Below are 15660 nucleotides of genomic sequence, written 5' to 3' on the forward strand. Positions count from 1 at the left end.
ACTCAGCCCGGCAGACCGGCTTAGTTGTCGAAGCCGACCTTGTCGACCAGCTCGCTGGCCTGCTTGCGGAACTTGGCCACTTCGGCGACGGGCAGCGGATCAATTACCAACTCCCCGAAGCTGGCCACGACCGGGTCCAGTTTCACCCCCTTGCGAACCGGGTACTCGTAGTTGGCTTGGGCGTAGAGGGTCTGAGCCGGCTCGGAAACCAGGAACTCCAGCAGTTTGACGGCATTTGCCTTGTGCGGCGCATGGGCGGCCACAGCGGCGCCGCTCACATTAACGTGGGTGCCCTGGCTCTTGCCATTGGCGAAGGTCGGTCGGATCACCTTGATGGCGTCGCCCCATTTGCGCGCATCGGTGCCTGGCTCGGCATTTTTCATGTGGCCGACGTAATAGGCATTGGCCAGGCCGATATCGCAGATGCCGCCCAGGATGTCGCGCGCCACGTCGCGATCGCCGCCAGCCGCCTTGCGGGCCAGATTGGCTTTGACGCTGCGCAGCCATTTTTCGGTGGCTTCGGCGCCGTCGTGGGCGATCATGGAGGCGATCAGCGCGGTGTTGTAGGGGTGCTGGCCCGAGCGGATGCAAACCTTGCCTTTCCACTTGGGATCGGCCAGGTCTTCGTAGCTGATCTTGTCGAGTTTGAGGTCTTTTTCGGCATAGAGGACGCGGTCGCGCAGCGACAGGGCATACCACTTGCCATCAGCGCCGCGCAGGTTGGCCGGAATGACGCTGTTGAGCGTGTCGGACTTGACCGCTTGCGTGACCCCGCCATCGACCAGATCGATCAGGTTGCCGATATCGACGGTCATGAGCACGTCGGCAGGCGATTTGTCGCCTTCAGCCTTGACGCGCTCGAGCAGACCGTCTTTGACAAAGACGGTGTTGACCTTGATGCCGGTGTCCTTGGTGAAGGCATCCAGCAGCGGTTGAATGAGTTTGGGTTCGCGAGTCGTGTAGAGGCTTACCTCTTCGGCTGCGCCGGCCTGAGTCGCGAAGGAGGCCGCGCCGGCAAGTGCCAGGGCGCGCAGCAGGGAGGTGAGGGCGGGACGCTTCTTCATGAACAGGCTCTCCAGCAAGAGGCTGGCCGCAGTAACGCAGCCATAACGAAAATGATTATCAACAAGAGCCGCAAGATAGCAGGAAGCGTCCGGCCGTTCAACTGAACGAAAGCTTTCTCTTGCGTATTAGCAGGACGAATCGGGCAAAACGTCGCTACGCGCGGTATTGACGCAGCATGGCCGCCCCTCAGAAACACGGGCAATAAACAGTCTGTGAGGGATATGGGTATAAGCACTAATGAGAGCAATTATCAGATAGATGGAGTAAACTCGGTGAATACCCTAGGTCCATCTGGTGGAGCCCACGGCGCCACAACTCGACAAATAATATGGCTGCTTTCAATACCGAGCGCGTCCTGAGCGTGCACCACTGGAACGACACGCTTTTTTCGTTCAAGACCACCCGCGACGCTGCGCTGCGTTTTCATAACGGGCATTTCGTCATGATCGGCCTGGAAGTCGAAGGCAAGCCGCTGATGCGCGCCTACAGCATCGCCAGCGCCAACTACGAAGAAAACCTCGAGTTTCTGAGCATCAAGGTCCAGGACGGCCCCCTGACCTCGCGCCTGCAACATCTGAAAGAGGGCGATCACATTCTGGTCAGCCGCAAGCCGGTCGGCACGCTTGTGGCCCATGATCTGCGGCCGGGGAAAAACCTGTATCTGTTCGCCACCGGCACTGGCCTGGCGCCTTTCATGAGCATCATCAAAGACCCCGAGGTCTATGAGCGCTTCGAGAAGGTCGTGCTGCTCCATGGGGTGCGTTATGTCAGTGAGCTGGCCTACGCCGACTACATCCAGAACGAATTGCCGAACAATGAATTCTTCGGCGAATTCGTGCGTGACAAGCTGATTTACTACCCGACGGTCACTCGCGAACCTTTTCGCAATCAGGGCCGCATCACGGAACTGGTCGAGAACGGCAAGCTATTCCAGGACATCGGCTTGCCGCCACTGAATCCGGAAACCGACCGAGGCATGATTTGCGGCAGCCCGCACATGTTGACCGATATTCGCGCCATGCTCGATGCCCGCGGCTTTGAAGTCTCGGCAGGCGTGGGCGAAGCCGGCGATTACGTCTACGAACGCGCCTTCGTCGAAAAATAAGCGCTTGCGCGCGCGGCTTGCTCCTTGGCAGGCGCGCGCGGCCGCTTCAAGGCCTGCAACAATGCAGGCTTGTCCGGGCCTTGTGCCGTCAATGGTGCCGTCCCAATTGAGCAGCACCCCTTCCCCAGGTGCATCGACGTCGCGATAAACGCGGCAGCGATGATGCTGCGGCCCGTGTGGCGCAGGCCGATAGCGGTATCGGCAGTGAGCGAGCCGGTCCGATACCCGCCGTCAGGGCTTAAATAGGCCTGCGCCTTGGACGCCGTCTATCTACAGTGCCATCGCGGGCTTAGTCGTCGCGGGCAGAAAAGCCTCTTGATTGCAAAAATAGCGCTTCCGGCCTGATAGCCTAAGGCCAGGCCTTGCCTGCAGCAACCAGGCCAGCATCAGCCTCTCGACGCTCGCAGCTAGGGCAGCGGCCGTTCTGAGCGTCTACGGCAGGGCGAGAGTCCGGTTGTGTGTCGCAACAATGTCCGCAGCGGCGCATTTCAGCAGGCTTGAGCGAGCGGCATAGGCTGCGGCGGCACTTTCGCAAGCGTCTATTGCTGGCTAAACTTCGATAGTCATTAGATCCGTCACCAAGGAATTGCTCATGAGCAAACAAATCATTCATACCGATGCGGCGCCCGCCGCCGTTGGCCCGTATTCGCAAGCGGTTGCCGTTACGGGTTCGAAGACGGTTTATCTCTCCGGCCAGATCGGCCTGGAGCCCGGAACCGGCGATCTGGTGTCCGAAAACTTCGATGGTCAGGTGCGTCAGGCATTCGCCAATATGGAAGCGGTCATCAAAGAAGCCGGCGGCAGCTTGAACAACATCGTAAAACTCACCTTGTTCTTGACCGATCTGGGCAAATTTGCGGCGGCCAACGCCATCATGGCGGAAATCATTCCCCAGCCTTTTCCGGCCCGTTCCACGATAGGCGTGGCGAGCTTGCCCAAGGGCGCCCAGTTCGAGGTCGAGGCCATTCTGGTGCTGTGAGCCAGGCGGGCATGCCAGCACCGGCCAAGGCGGACCGCGGTTCGCTGATCGAACGCCGTCTTCGCAACCTCGGTCTCGTCGAGCCCGAGGATTTTGTGCTGCATCTGCCGCTGCGCTATGAAGATGAAACCCGGATCATCCCGATTGCAGAGACACGGCCCGGTTTTCCGGCCCAGGTCGAGGGAGAGATCCTGCGTTCCGACGTGCTGTATCGTCCGCGGCGGCAATTGACGGCCGTTATCGCGGACGATAGCGGAGAATTGCATCTGCGCTGGCTGAACTTTTATCCCAGCCAGCAAAAACAATTGAATTCAGGGCGTCGCTTGCGCGCCCGAGGGGATGTGCGTGGCGGCATGTTCGGGCGCGAGATGGTGCATCCGCGCATGAGCAATGCCGATGGCGCATTGCCGACCGCGCTCACGCCGGTATACCCGAGCACCGACGGGCTGACCCAGCCTGTGCTGCGGCGCGCCGTGACGCAGGCCTTGGCGGGCCTGGCCCTGGATGACACCCTGCCTGAGGCGGTGCGTCAACGTTATGGGCTGCTGCCTTTCAACGAAGCGGTGCGCCTCTTGCATGCGCCACCGCCCGGTATCGCCGAGCGCGACCTGAGCGAACGCACCCATCCCGCCTGGCGGCGCATCAAATTCGATGAGTTGTTGGCGCAGCAGCTCTCATTGGCCGCCGCCCGGGCGGCTCGCCACGACAAACGCGCGCCCAGCATGGCGCCTGATACCAAGCCGGCGGGCCTGACGGCGCGTTTGTATGCGGCTTTGCCGTTCACCCTGACCGGCGCGCAGCAGCGCGTCGTGGCCGAGATCGCTACGGATCTGGCGCGGCCTTATCCCATGCACCGCTTATTGCAAGGGGATGTGGGCAGCGGCAAAACGGTTGTGGCCGCGGTTGCGGCGGCGCAGGCCATCGCGAATGGCTTTCAGGTGGCGCTGATGGCGCCGACCGAAATTCTGGCGGAGCAGCATTTCCGCAAGCTTGCCGCCTGGCTGGAACCGCTGGGGGTATCGGTGGCCTGGTTGAGCGGCAGCCTGACCCTTAAGAACCGCCGCAAGGCGGCGGAGGCGATCGAGGCAGGGGAGGTGCAATTGGTGGTGGGCACGCAGGCGCTCATCCAAGATCACGTGAACTTCCCTCGGCTGGGTTTGTCCATCGTGGATGAGCAACACCGCTTTGGGGTTGGCCAGCGCCTGGCCCTCAGCCGCAAGGGTGAGGAGGCCGAAGGCCGGGTGGTGCCGCATCAACTCAGCATGAGCGCCACGCCCATTCCCCGCACTCTGGCGATGACCTTTTTCGCGGACCTCGACGTGTCCGTGATCGACGAGCTTCCGCCTGGGCGCACGCCTGTCCTCACCAAATTGCTCTCCGAGGGGCGGCGAGATGAGCTTATCGCGCATATTGCCCAGGCGGCACGCGCCGGACGGCAGGCTTATTGGGTCTGTCCGCTGGTTGAAGAAAGCGAAGCCCTGCAATTACAGACGGCGGTCGATACTTACGAAACCATGCGAGTTGAACTGCCTGATCTGCGCGTCGGCCTGGTGCATGGCCGTTTGCCGCAGACCGAAAAAGCGGCGGTCATGGAGGCTTTTCGCGCTGGCGATGTCGATTTGCTGGTCGCCACCACCGTCATCGAAGTCGGGGTTGACGTGCCGAACGCCTCGCTCATGGTGATCGAACACGCGGAGCGCTTCGGTCTGGCGCAACTGCATCAGTTGCGTGGGCGGGTGGGGCGGGGAGAGGCCGAATCGGTTTGCGTGCTGCTCTACCAGACCCCGCTCTCCCAGGTTGCGCGCGAGCGGCTGCGCGCGATGTTCGAGACCAGCGATGGGTTCGAGATCGCGCGCCGTGATCTCGAACTGCGGGGGCCAGGCGAGTTTCTCGGCACGCGTCAGTCGGGCATGGAGCTTTTGCGGTTCGCCAATATCGATCAAGACATTGAGCTGGCGGAGGCGGCGCGCGACACGGCGGCGTGGCTGCGCCAGCATGACGGCGGCGCAGTGCAGGCGCATCTGGCGCGCTGGATGCGTGGGCGCGAGGATTTTCTCAGAACATGATTTCGTTTTTTTACGCGGGTCGCGGTAAGCGAGCCCTTTTTCAGGAACGGACACGATGACGCTGACCGAACTCAAATACATCGTGGCAGTGGCGCGGGAGCGTCATTTTGGCCGCGCCGCCGAAGCCTGTTTCGTCAGTCAGCCGACGCTGTCGGTTGCGATCCGCAAACTGGAAGACGAGCTGGGTGTCACCCTGTTCGAGCGGGGTGGCTCCGAGGTGGGCGTTACCCCCATAGGCCAGCGCATCGTCGCGCAGGCCCAAAAGGTGCTCGAGGAAAGCGCCAGCATCAAAGAGATTGCGCGGCAAGGCCATGACCCGCTGGCCGGGCCCTTGCGAGTGGGGGTGATTCACACCATAGGCCCCTATTTGCTGCCGCGTCTGGTGCCATTGCAGATCGAGCGTACGCCGCAAATGCCGCTGTTGTTGCAAGAGAATTTCACGGTGAGGCTGGTGGAGCTGCTGCGCCAAGGCGAGATCGATTGCGCCATCATGGCCTTGCCCTTGCCCGAGGCGGGCCTGGTTACGCAGCCGCTTTACGACGAGCCCTTCCTGGTGGCCGTGCCGAACGATCACGAGTGGGCGCAGCGCCAGTCCATCGATGCCCAAGACCTCAAGCAGCAGACCATGCTGCTGCTGGGCAGCGGCCATTGTTTTCGCGATCAAGTGCTGGAGGTCTGTCCGGAGCTGTCGCGTTTCGCGGCGACGAGCGATGGTATTCAGCGGACTTTCGAAGGCTCGTCGCTGGAAACTATCCGGCATATGGTGGCGGCCGGCATCGGCGTGACCGTATTGCCGGTTACGGCGGTTCCTGAACAGGCCACTAGCAAAAGCCTGATTACTTATGTGCCCTTTGAGGGCGCCGCCCCGACGCGGCGCGTCGTGCTGGCGTGGCGGCGCAGTTTTCCGCGCATGGCGGCCGTCGAGGCGCTGGCCCAGGCGGTTTATGCTTGCGGCTTGCCAGGCGTCACCATGCTCGATGACGAGGCCGCCCAATCCCAGGGCGAGTCCTTGCTGGCCTGAGCACCAGCGGACCCTGGTCGGAAGTAATCGATCAGTGCCTGCTCGACCAGGCGATGGGCCTCAGTGGGCGTCGCGGAAAACGGCTTGAGCAGGTAGAGCGAGCGGCCAAAGCCGGCATAGCAGTCCCAATCGGGCAGCACGGCCTCCAGCTCACCGCCCAGGCTGAAATCCGGCACCATCGCGATTCCCAGTCCATTGCCTGCGCTCTCGCGCAGCAGTTCGCTGTTGTTGATGGTCAGGCTGCCCGTGGGTTTGACATGCACGGCGGCGCCGCGTCCATGGCGCGGTGAGAACGACCACTGCGGATTACGCTCGTCGCCGCGATAAAGCAGGCAGCGGTGGCGGCTCAGTTCCGAGGGGTGCGTGGGGCGTCCCTGACGCGCCAGATATTCCGGGCTGGCAACCAAATAGGCGCGGGTGGCGCACAGCCGTTTGCTCACATAGGCGTCGGACACCTGATCCGCATGGCGCAAGGCGAAGTCATAGCCCTCCTGCCTCAGATTCACGAAACGATCAGATAGATAAACCTCGAGCGCGATATCGGGATAGGCATGCCCCAGCCGGGCCAGCAGCGGCCCCAGATGCTGGCGTCCCAGCGCCACGGGTGCGGTCAGCCGCAAGCGCCCGCGCGGCGCCCGGGTAAGGTTGCGCACCTCTCCAAAGCTCGCTTCCAGCGTGTCCAGGGCAGGGCGGGAGCGGTCGATCAGCAATGCCCCCGCCTCCGTGGGGCGTACGGATCGCGTCGTGCGCAACAGCAGGCTCACTCCCAGCGCTTGTTCCAAGGCCTTCATGCGCAGGCTGATCAAGGACTTGGAAACACCCAGGCGTTGCGCGGCGGCGGTGAAGCTGCGGGTGTCCGCCAGCACGGTCAGCATTTTCAGATCTGCCAAATGCTCGAGAGGGAGGGAGTGCATAAATTGTTTATTTAATTAAACAGTCTGTCTAACTATAAGGGATATGTGGCGAGGCGGTCTTTACCTAGACTGACGTTTTCCTATGAACAGGGGAGCGCAATATGGATGCTCAGGTTACACACTGGATCAATGGCCGGCCCGAAGTCGACGCAGAACATGGCCACCAGTCTATTCATGATCCCGCCACGGCTGAAGTGGTCGCCGAGGTGGATATGGGCGGGGCGGGCGCCGTTGACCGGGCGGTGGCCGCTGCCTGTGCGGCGCAGCCTGCCTGGGCCGCGAAAAGTCCCTTGCATCGGGCGCGAGTGCTGACGCGTTTTCTGGGTCTGCTCGAGCGCAATAAAGAGGAGTTGGCGCGCCTCATCACGCGAGAGCACGGCAAGGTGCATGCTGATGCCCAAGGGGAGGTCATGCGGGGCATCGAGGTGGTCGAATTCGCCTGCGGCGCTCCCCAACTGCTCAAGGGGGCGATGTCGATCAACGTGGGCGGAGGCATCGACAACTGGGTGCAGCGTGAGCCGCTGGGTGTGGTGGCGGGCGTCACCCCATTTAATTTTCCTGTGATGGTGCCGCTTTGGATGATGCCGGTGGCCTTGGTGACGGGAAACGCTTTTGTGCTCAAGCCCAGCCCGCTGGATGCCTCGCCGTCCCTCATGCTGGCGGCGTTGCTGCGCGAAGCGGGTCTGCCTGACGGTTTGGCCAGTGTCGTTCAGGGCGGCGAGCAGGCCGTCAACGCATTGCTCGACCACCCTGATGTCAAGGCCCTGTCCTTCGTGGGTTCGACTGCCATCGCCCGCAAAATCTATGAGCGTGGGGCGCGTGCGGGAAAACGGGTGCAGGCGTTGGGCGGAGCTAAAAATCATTTGGTGATCATGCCGGATGCCGACCCGCAAGCGGCTGCGGATGCCGTGGTGGGCGCAGCGTTTGGCAGCGCGGGAGAGCGCTGCATGGCGGCTTCTGTCGTGGTGTTCGTGGGCGGGGCTGGCGCTGCGGTATTGCCGCAGATCCTGAGCCGGGCGCGGGCTTTGAAAGTCGCACGAGGCACACAGCCAGATGCCGACATGGGGCCGATCGTCAGCGAGGCCGCGCGTGATCGCATCGCGGCTTACATTGCCTGCGGAATGGCTGAGGGGGCGGATTTGCTGCTTGATGGTCGAGCCATCGATGGGCGCGCTTGTGGCCCGGGCTGCGAAAATGGCTATTGGCTAGGCCCCACGGTGTTTGATTCGGTTCAGCCTTCGATGCGTATCTACCGCGAGGAGATCTTTGGCCCGGTGCTGTCCTGCCTGCATGTTGATAGTTTGCAGGAGGCCATCCGCCTCATTAACTCACATGAGTTCGCCAATGGTGTGAGCCTCTATACCGACAGCGGCACGGCTGCGCACACCTTCGCGCAAGGCATCGAAGTCGGCATGGTGGGTGTCAACGTGCCGATACCGGTGCCGGCTTCGTGGCAGGGTTTTGGCGGCTGGAAACAGTCATTATTCGGCGATTTGCATGTCTATGGCGAAGAAGGGGTGCGCTTCTATACCCGTCAGAAAAGCGTGATGCAACGATGGGCGGCTCAGGCTGCCGGCCTGTCGCTCACGATGCCCCGTTCAGGTTGAGATCAGGCCGACGCCGCCAGAGGGCTCAAGCGGTCGGCGATCTCACGCTGCACGCGCCGTAGATGTTGGCGCATGGCCTGCTCGGCCGCATCGGGCGAGCGGGCGGCGATGGCTTCGGCGATGGCGCGGTGTTCTGCATCGCGCTGTTGTATGCGCTCGCGCGTGATTTCGCTGACCGAGGGCACATGCAGGCGATGATCTGCGCCGACACGCCGCAAAAACGCGTACAGACTCGCCGCCAGTTGGTTGCCTGAACTATCCGCAAGTAATTTATGGAAGGCAATATCGCCTATGGTGCGCGTCACGCCACGGGGCGTGGTGGCGGCTTCCTGGATTTTAGCGATCTGTACCGGCGAAGCCCGGACGGCCGCCAGCCGTGCAATCGCAGGCTCCAGCACCATGCGTAGCTCGACCACTTCGAGCGCATTGGTGCCTTGCACCACGACATCGCTTTTGAGCACCGGGCTGTCATTGCGCCGAATGACGGGCCGCGGCAGCTCCGCGGCTTCCCGCATGGTTTCCAGCGCCAGACGCAAGCGATGCCGGTTGACATTCAATAGGTCTGCCAACTCCCGCTCGGGGGGCAACTCCTCACCTTTGCCGATCATGGCGCGGACTTGAGTGATCAGCCGCGCTACATCGTTCGAAACCTCGGGTTGCCTGGTACGTGGCATGTCGCGCCGTCTCCTGTTTTTTACATCTTATTATGGCCAAAGAGGTTTTGGGCAATATCGTAAACCCGTATTGGTTGTTTATTGGTTGTTAATGGTTGATGTTGTATATCTTGTTGATTTTAAATAGATAAATATAGTTTATATCTATAGTTATCAGTTTAATTAGGGGTTTTCCATAAACAACCCATAATCATGTTTACACAACCATTGGTTGTTATTAGATTTTCCCCGTTGAATGGAAATAACCAAACAAGGGGAATCTCATGCAAGCGAGCACGACGACTAGCCGCACGGCGGAACTCCAGTCGATGTATGGCGAAATCGAGCGTAAAAACATGTTCCCGTTCTGGGCGCGTGAAGACCAAGAGCACGACGACATCAAGCAGTTGATGAATGGGTCCCAACCCGTTGTCCACCGATGGTCTTATCGCGATGATATCCAGCCCTTGTTGGCGCAATCCGCACGCCTGATCTCCACGGAAAATACGGACCGGCGCTCGCTCATACTGATCAACCCTGGTCTCGCGCCCCGGTGAGCGACGGTGTCCACGCTCTACACCGCCTACCGGCAGAACGATCCCAACGAACTCATGCCGCCTCATGCCCACACGGCGAGCGCGGTGCGCTTTGGGCTGACCGGCAAGCAGAATTTCACTGGCGTCGAGGGCGAGGACATCACTTTTTTGCCTGGCGATATGGTGCTCACGCCGAGGGACACCTGGCACAACCATGGCAATCTGGGCAATGAGCCCGCCGTCAATCTGTCGGTGCTGGACTATCCCCTAGTCGAGAACCTCAATGCCTTGTCTTTCCAGCATGACTACCAAGAAAACGGCGAAGTGGTGCGCAAGCAAAGCGCGCGTTTTCAGACCGAGTATTCACGCATGGTCTACGGAATCGGCGGTCTGACGCCCCGTTTTCTGGATCATCGCCGGGGCGGCGGCGACTCCTCGCCCATGTTCGTCTACTGCTACGAGGCCATGCGTGAACTGCTGCACCGCTTTCGTGACTGGGACGAGTCGCCGCATGAGGGGGTGCTGATCGAGTATACCCACCCGCTGCGCGGCGGTCCGGTGTATCGCACCATGACCTTTTTCATGCAGATGGTGCGTCCCGGCGAAACCACGCTGCCCCTGAAGCAGACCGCTAATTTACTGGTGTCGCCTTTTTCCGGTAGCGGCACGATGACAGTGGGCGAGCAGACTTATCCGCTTGAACCTTTCGACACCGTTGCCGTGCCCAGCGAAAACTGGGTGCGTTATCGCAATGATGCGAGCGAGCCGCTGATCCTCTTTATTGCCAGTGACGAGCCCGTCATGCGCGCCATGGGGCTGTTTCACCAATGGTCGCGCACGCCCCAGGGTGATCTGATCGAGCTGGTTTGAGGGAGTTGGAACTTGGCTAAACAATGGAACACCTCCCTGCTTGCCCATATCGATTGCGAGGGCGGCGGACAGGTCTGGGTCGAGGGAAGGACAATGTTCGTCTCCCATATGCGCCCGCCCTATGGCACTTCGATTTATGACGTTGCCGATCCGCGCAGGCCGCGCCTGCTGGCTTCGCTGGAAGTGCCGATGGGCTGGCACTCCCATAAAGTGAGGTCTCAGGATGGCCTGATGATCGTCAACTACGAGAAGTTCCGCAGCGGCGCGGACGATTTCGGCGGGGGGCTGGGTATCTACGACGTGAGCCGCCCTGAAAAGCCACGGCTGATCACCCATTGGAAGACCGGCACACAGGGCGGGGGTGTCCATCGCTATGACTTCGATGGCCGCTATGCCTATATCTCGCCAACAGCCCCCGGCTATGTCGGCAACATCGTCAAGATCCTCGACTTGAAAGATCCGGCCCGGCCCGAGGAGGTGGGCCGCTGGTGGATACCTGGGCAGCATGTGGACGGGGGCGAGATTTATCCTTGGGACAACTATGTGCCGCCGCGTTGCCACCATCCCCTGCGCATGGGCAACCGCCTTTACGTGTCGTATTGGCATCACGGGATGTTCATCCTCGACATCGAGGATATGTCGCGGCCCAAATTGGTGTCGCAGTTCAATACGGGGCCGGCCCATCCTCACCCGACCCATACGGCACTGCCCATCCCTGGTCTGCTCAAGGGTCGTAAGGTCCTGGTCGTTGCGGACGAAGATGTGGCGAAGTTGCGACCATCGCCGCCCGCGTTTACCTGGCTGTTCGACATCACGGATGAGCACCAGCCTATGCCCATTTCCACCTTCCAAGTCGAGGGCGTTGACCCTGACGGGCAGCCGCGAGAAGCCATGTCGGGTTGCCATCAGCCTGCGGAGAAGTTCAGCGGCACGGTCTTGCCCTTTGCGTGGTTCGCAAAAGGGCTGCGCTTAGTGGATATCAGCGATCCCTTCCGTCCGCGAGAGGTCGGTTACTACGAACCCGACCCGCCATCGGGCTGCGAGCGCGCCTCATCCAACGACGTGACCACCGACGATCGGGGCCTGATCTATCTGCTGGACCGCCAGCGCGGTCTGGACATCATTGAAAGCACTGTCTACGGAGCCTGAACATGAGCTATGCCCAGCAAGCCTTTGGCAAGAAGAACCCGAATCTGCCGTTTCATCCTGCGGTGCGTGCCGGCGATTGTGTCTTTGTTTCCGGCCAGGTGGCCAAAGACGAGAACGGCGCCATGGTGGATGGAACCATAGAGCACCTGACGCAGGTCACGATCGAAGCGATGCGCCGTGTGTTGCAAGAAGCCGGTTGCGAGTTGAGCGATGTGGTCAAGGTCACGACCTATCTTGAAGATGCGCGGGATTTCGGCCGCTATAACGGCGTGTTCAAGACGTTTTTTCCCGATGGCATGTTGGCGCGCACCACGGTAGAGGCGCGAGCCGTCATCGATACCAAGATCGAGATCGAATGCATTGCCTATAAGCCGCTGTAAAGCACGGCGGCGATAACGATATTTCAAGGGAGTTTGATCATGTTGGAAGTTTTGGGACGTGCCACCTCGGGCAATGTGCAGAAAGTGTTGTTCCTGCTGGAAGAGTTGGGGGCGGAGTACAAGCGCTTCGATTACGGCAAGACCTTCGAGGGTACGACGCTCACGCCACAGTACAAGGCGCTGAATCCGACGCAGAAGGTGCCCACCTTGCGCGATGGCCAGTCGTATATCTGGGAGTCTCACACCATTCTTCGCTACGTGGCGAATATCAAGCAGGCTGTCAACCTCTACCCAGAGCAGCCGGTCGCGCGCAGTCAGGTCGAGCGTTGGATGGACTGGACGCTGGCTTCATTGAACGTGGCCTATCTTGCTGGCTTCAAAGAAGCCAAACTGCCGCCGCAGGAGCTCAGCGAGACGGCCACCAAGCTGCTGACGGCCGAACTCTCGCTACTGGATGCGCATCTCGCTGACAAGGTCTGGATGGCGGGCGAGTCCTTTTCGCTGGCGGATATTTGTCTGGCGCCGCTGGTGCGGCGCTGTCTGAAGTTTCCGCATGCCAAGCCCTCGCTGCCGCATTTGCGCCAATGGATGGACCGTATCGAGCAAAGGCCAGCCTTTGCCGCCGCTGTAGCTGCGGGTTGAGGCAGGCTATGGCGACGCTTGCGAATCCCGTCGCGCCGGTTGTTGGCGCGCAGATACGGGCTCAGGGGCTGAATGTCGACTTCGATACCCGTGCCGGCCGCGTGCGCGTGCTGCAAGGCATTGATGTGGAAATTGCCAAGGGTTCCTTCACGTCCATCATCGGGCCCTCCGGCTGCGGCAAGAGCACCTTGCTCAAGGTCTTCGCCGGATTGGTGCCGCCGACCGCGGGAGAGGTTTCCGTAGCGGGAGTCCGGCCGGCCGAGGCAGTGCGCCAGCGCCGAGTGGGCATGGTTTTTCAGGAAGCGGCGCTGATGCCCTGGAAAACCGCATTGGAGAATGTGTGTTCGCTCATGGAGCTTGTCCATGCTCGCCCCAAGCAAGAGATCCAGCGCCGGGGGCGTGAGATGCTGAGTCTGGTGGGGCTGGAGTACGCCGCAGATCGGTATCCCAAGCAACTCTCCGGCGGCATGCGCCAGCGGGTGTCGATTGCCCGCGCGCTGGCGCTAGACCCGGAAGTATTGATGATGGACGAGCCCTTTGGCGCTTTGGACGCCATTACGCGCGAGACCATGAGTGATTTTCTGCTCGATATATGGCGGCGCACGGGCAAGACCATTGTTTTTGTGACGCACTCCATTGACGAGGCGGTCTATCTCTCGGACAGCGTGTATGTCATGGCGACCAACCCGGCCCGTATCGTCCAGCGCCTGGAGATTGGTTTGCCGCAGCCTAAAAACGAATCGACCTTTTCCGATCCGATCTTTCATCAAAAGTCCTTTGAGTTGCGACAGCTGCTCAAGGCCGGACACGCACAGGGCCACGCATGATGGATACCAGCACAACCATGAAAAATCATTCCACCATGGTGCCCGCAGGGCGGTTGTCTCAGGCCCTGCGCGCGGCCACGCCCAGCATCATGCTGGTCGTGCTTATCCTGGCGGTCTGGGAGGTCTGCGTGTGGGTTCTGGACGTGTCTGCCTTCGTCTTGCCCGCGCCGTCCAGCATCTTCGCTGTGCTGCTGGAGCGTCAGGCAGAGCTGATGCAAGCCTCCTTGGTGACCGGGGCCGAGATTCTCTACGGTTTTGTTTACTCGTGCATCGTGGGCATCGCGGTCGCGCTACTGGTGGACAGATTCGCTTGGTTTGGCCGCGCGAGCTATCCGCTCATTGTGCTGTTTCAGAACGTGCCTAAGATTGCCTTGGCGCCGCTGCTCATCCTGTGGTTTGGGTATGACCTGCTGCCCAAAGTTGCCCTGATCGTGATCAGGGCTTTCTTTCCCGTGACATTGAACATGCTGGTCGGGCTGCGGGCGGCCGACGCCAATCTCGTGTCCCTGCTTCAGTCCATCGGCGCGACGCCGAATCAGGTGCTGGCGCGGGTGAAGATTCCTGCATCGCTCCCGGCACTGATGGCAGGCATGAAAGTGGCGATCACGCTCAGCGTGATTGGGGCCATCGTGGGGGAGTTTGTGGGCGCTTCGGCCGGATTGGGTTACATGATCCAGTTCGCATCGAGTCAGATGGACACCGCGCTGGTGTTTGCGGCCCTGGTGCAAGTGTCAGTGTTGGGCGTGGTTTTTTACTACATCATCGAATTGCTCGAGGCGCGCTTTCTGGCTTGGGCAGTGCATTGACCTTACTCATTAAAAAGGGGAAAAAAATGTTCAAACGATGGAAAAAAATTGCCTTGGCGGGCGCGTTGAGCCTGGTGGCGGGTATGGCGCAGGCCAAAGACCCGGTGTCGGTGCAACTGGATTGGGTGGTGCGCGGCAACCACGCGCCGTTCTTTGTCGCCAAGGACAAAGGGTATTTCGACGCGCAGGGGATCGATGTGGCCGCAATACGCAAGGGCACGGGTTCGACCGATGCTTTGCGTCTCGTGGCCAATGGCAATGCGGATTTCGGCTTTTCGGATCTGCCCACATTGATGGTGGGACGTACTCAGGGTGTGGCCAATACGGCGCTGGTGGCCGTCAACCAGAAAACGCCGCTGGCCATTATTTCCGTCAAAAAAAACTTTGACCTCCAGAATGTGCAACAGCTCAAGGGCGCCAATGTCGGGGTGCATCCCGCTGGTTCGACCTATATTTTTTTGAAGGCGGCACTCGCTAAAAACGGGCTCTCGCTCAACGATATTAAGCAGTCCACGGTGGCGCCACCCTATGAGAATTTTCTGTTGCTAAACCGGGTGAACGTGGTGCCGGGTTATATCGATGCCGAGGTGCCAGAGCTGGAGCGCAAAGCTGGGGGGCCGGGTTCTTTGTCGGTGCTGCATGGCGCGGACCTGGGCATACAGAGCTATGGTTCGGGCATGTTTACCTCCGACAAAACAGTCGCCCAGCGGCCCGATCTGGTGCGGCGCTTCGTAGCCGCATATATCAAGGGTTTTGCCGACGTGGTTAATGATCCCCAGGGCGCCGCCGAGGTGCTCATCAAATACAACCCCGAGTACAAGGACAAGAAAGACATGCTGGTCGCCCAATTGCAGGCCGATCTGGACTTCACCTTCTTTAGCGATGACACCGCCCGGCATGGCCTGGGCTGGATCAATGACGGGCTGTGGAAGTCGACGGCGGCGCTGTACAAGGAGCAGGGTGCGCTGGCGCCATCTTTTGACGACAGTAAAGGCTATGACATGCGTTTTCTCGAACAGGCCCAGCCTATCAAGCGTTAA

General features: G+C 60.6%; 16 protein-coding genes. 13 read left to right on the top strand and 3 right to left on the bottom strand.

The features are described 5' to 3' along the window. Positions 1–20: 20 nt before the first annotated feature. Positions 21–1064, bottom strand: a complete 1044-nt coding sequence (locus U0029_RS08445) for a Fe(3+) ABC transporter substrate-binding protein (protein WP_162790347.1) — start codon at positions 1062–1064, stop codon at positions 21–23. A 329-nt stretch (positions 1065–1393) separates the two neighbouring features. Here U0029_RS08445 and U0029_RS08450 point away from each other — a divergent pair, with 329 nt between their 5' ends. The 4 genes from U0029_RS08450 (at position 1394) to U0029_RS08465 (ending at position 6236) form a co-directional block, all read left to right on the top strand. Continuing rightward, complete coding sequence (locus U0029_RS08450; RefSeq protein WP_114851999.1) at positions 1394–2170, top strand: ferredoxin--NADP reductase; 777 nt, start codon at positions 1394–1396, stop codon at positions 2168–2170. 592 nt (positions 2171–2762) lie between these two features. Continuing rightward, positions 2763–3149 (top strand): Rid family detoxifying hydrolase, encoded by a 387-nt coding sequence (locus U0029_RS08455; RefSeq protein WP_012417589.1) that lies wholly within the window; start codon positions 2763–2765, stop codon positions 3147–3149. Between the two features lie 11 nt (positions 3150–3160). Next, a complete protein-coding gene (recG, locus tag U0029_RS08460; protein WP_115600727.1) occupies positions 3161–5215 on the top strand; it encodes an ATP-dependent DNA helicase RecG in 2055 nt (684 codons plus the stop codon). A gap of 55 nt (positions 5216–5270) precedes the next feature. Then, on the top strand, positions 5271–6236 hold the full coding sequence (locus U0029_RS08465; RefSeq protein WP_012417587.1) for a LysR substrate-binding domain-containing protein: 966 nt from the start codon (positions 5271–5273) through the stop codon (positions 6234–6236). Here U0029_RS08465 and U0029_RS08470 read toward each other — a convergent pair. Beyond that, a complete protein-coding gene (locus U0029_RS08470) occupies positions 6158–7111 on the bottom strand; it encodes a LysR family transcriptional regulator (RefSeq protein WP_012417586.1) in 954 nt (317 codons plus the stop codon). The genes U0029_RS08465 and U0029_RS08470 overlap by 79 nt on opposite strands. Positions 7112–7251: 140 nt before the next feature. On the opposite strand from U0029_RS08470, the gene U0029_RS08475 reads away from it, so the two are divergent. Continuing rightward, positions 7252–8757: a CoA-acylating methylmalonate-semialdehyde dehydrogenase gene (locus U0029_RS08475; RefSeq protein WP_114852001.1), complete on the top strand. Its 1506-nt coding sequence runs from the start codon at positions 7252–7254 to the stop codon at positions 8755–8757. A gap of 2 nt (positions 8758–8759) precedes the next feature. Here U0029_RS08475 and U0029_RS08480 read toward each other — a convergent pair whose 3' ends face one another. Beyond that, a complete protein-coding gene (locus U0029_RS08480; RefSeq protein ID WP_012417584.1) occupies positions 8760–9431 on the bottom strand; it encodes a FadR/GntR family transcriptional regulator in 672 nt (223 codons plus the stop codon). A gap of 263 nt (positions 9432–9694) precedes the next feature. Here U0029_RS08480 and U0029_RS08485 point away from each other — a divergent pair, with 263 nt between their 5' ends. From U0029_RS08485 to U0029_RS08520, 8 genes are read left to right on the top strand one after another with little or no spacing between them, the layout of a single operon-like run. Continuing rightward, positions 9695–9967, top strand: a complete 273-nt coding sequence (locus tag U0029_RS08485) for a hypothetical protein (protein ID WP_211308641.1) — start codon at positions 9695–9697, stop codon at positions 9965–9967. A gap of 6 nt (positions 9968–9973) precedes the next feature. Further along, positions 9974–10816 (top strand): cupin domain-containing protein, encoded by an 843-nt coding sequence (locus U0029_RS08490; protein WP_211308642.1) that lies wholly within the window; start codon positions 9974–9976, stop codon positions 10814–10816. 12 nt (positions 10817–10828) lie between these two features. Then, positions 10829–11965 (top strand): LVIVD repeat-containing protein, encoded by a 1137-nt coding sequence (locus U0029_RS08495; protein WP_012417582.1) that lies wholly within the window; start codon positions 10829–10831, stop codon positions 11963–11965. Between the two features lie 2 nt (positions 11966–11967). Beyond that, positions 11968–12345, top strand: coding sequence for a RidA family protein (locus tag U0029_RS08500; RefSeq protein ID WP_114852003.1), 378 nt, complete (start codon positions 11968–11970; stop codon positions 12343–12345). A 39-nt stretch (positions 12346–12384) separates the two neighbouring features. Continuing rightward, the gene (locus U0029_RS08505) at positions 12385–12987 is read left to right on the top strand and encodes a glutathione S-transferase family protein (protein ID WP_114852004.1); all 603 of its coding nucleotides are present in this window, start codon (positions 12385–12387) and stop codon (positions 12985–12987) included. Positions 12988–12995: 8 nt separating this feature from the next. Next, entirely contained in the window at positions 12996–13814 is an 819-nt protein-coding gene (locus tag U0029_RS08510; RefSeq protein ID WP_236824151.1) for an ABC transporter ATP-binding protein, read from the top strand. Positions 13815–13831: 17 nt separating this feature from the next. Further along, positions 13832–14620: an ABC transporter permease gene (locus tag U0029_RS08515; RefSeq protein ID WP_249037540.1), complete on the top strand. Its 789-nt coding sequence runs from the start codon at positions 13832–13834 to the stop codon at positions 14618–14620. A gap of 26 nt (positions 14621–14646) precedes the next feature. After that, the gene (locus U0029_RS08520) at positions 14647–15660 is read left to right on the top strand and encodes an ABC transporter substrate-binding protein (protein ID WP_114852007.1); all 1014 of its coding nucleotides are present in this window, start codon (positions 14647–14649) and stop codon (positions 15658–15660) included.

It is taken from the genome of Bordetella avium (genome assembly GCF_034424645.1).
Taxonomy (GTDB): Bacteria; Pseudomonadota; Gammaproteobacteria; order Burkholderiales; family Burkholderiaceae_B; genus Bordetella; species Bordetella avium.

What these genes read in the sequence shown, in the direction of transcription:
- U0029_RS08445 (WP_162790347.1), bottom strand. Translation starts at nt 1,064, where the DNA reads ATGAAGAAGCGTCCCGCCCTCACCTCCCTGCTGCGCGCCCTGGCACTT.
- U0029_RS08475 (WP_114852001.1), top strand. Translation starts at nt 7,252, where the DNA reads ATGGATGCTCAGGTTACACACTGGATCAATGGCCGGCCCGAAGTCGAC.
- U0029_RS08455 (WP_012417589.1), top strand. Translation starts at nt 2,763, where the DNA reads ATGAGCAAACAAATCATTCATACCGATGCGGCGCCCGCCGCCGTTGGC.
- U0029_RS08500 (WP_114852003.1), top strand. Translation starts at nt 11,968, where the DNA reads ATGAGCTATGCCCAGCAAGCCTTTGGCAAGAAGAACCCGAATCTGCCG.
- U0029_RS08450 (WP_114851999.1), top strand. Translation starts at nt 1,394, where the DNA reads ATGGCTGCTTTCAATACCGAGCGCGTCCTGAGCGTGCACCACTGGAAC.
- U0029_RS08485 (WP_211308641.1), top strand. Translation starts at nt 9,695, where the DNA reads ATGCAAGCGAGCACGACGACTAGCCGCACGGCGGAACTCCAGTCGATG.
- U0029_RS08510 (WP_236824151.1), top strand. Translation starts at nt 12,996, where the DNA reads ATGGCGACGCTTGCGAATCCCGTCGCGCCGGTTGTTGGCGCGCAGATA.
- U0029_RS08505 (WP_114852004.1), top strand. Translation starts at nt 12,385, where the DNA reads ATGTTGGAAGTTTTGGGACGTGCCACCTCGGGCAATGTGCAGAAAGTG.
- U0029_RS08470 (WP_012417586.1), bottom strand. Translation starts at nt 7,111, where the DNA reads ATGCTGACCGTGCTGGCGGACACCCGCAGCTTCACCGCCGCCGCGCAA.
- U0029_RS08520 (WP_114852007.1), top strand. Translation starts at nt 14,647, where the DNA reads ATGTTCAAACGATGGAAAAAAATTGCCTTGGCGGGCGCGTTGAGCCTG.
- U0029_RS08465 (WP_012417587.1), top strand. Translation starts at nt 5,271, where the DNA reads ATGACGCTGACCGAACTCAAATACATCGTGGCAGTGGCGCGGGAGCGT.
- U0029_RS08480 (WP_012417584.1), bottom strand. Translation starts at nt 9,431, where the DNA reads ATGCCACGTACCAGGCAACCCGAGGTTTCGAACGATGTAGCGCGGCTG.
- U0029_RS08515 (WP_249037540.1), top strand. Translation starts at nt 13,832, where the DNA reads ATGAAAAATCATTCCACCATGGTGCCCGCAGGGCGGTTGTCTCAGGCC.
- recG (WP_115600727.1), top strand. Translation starts at nt 3,161, where the DNA reads ATGCCAGCACCGGCCAAGGCGGACCGCGGTTCGCTGATCGAACGCCGT.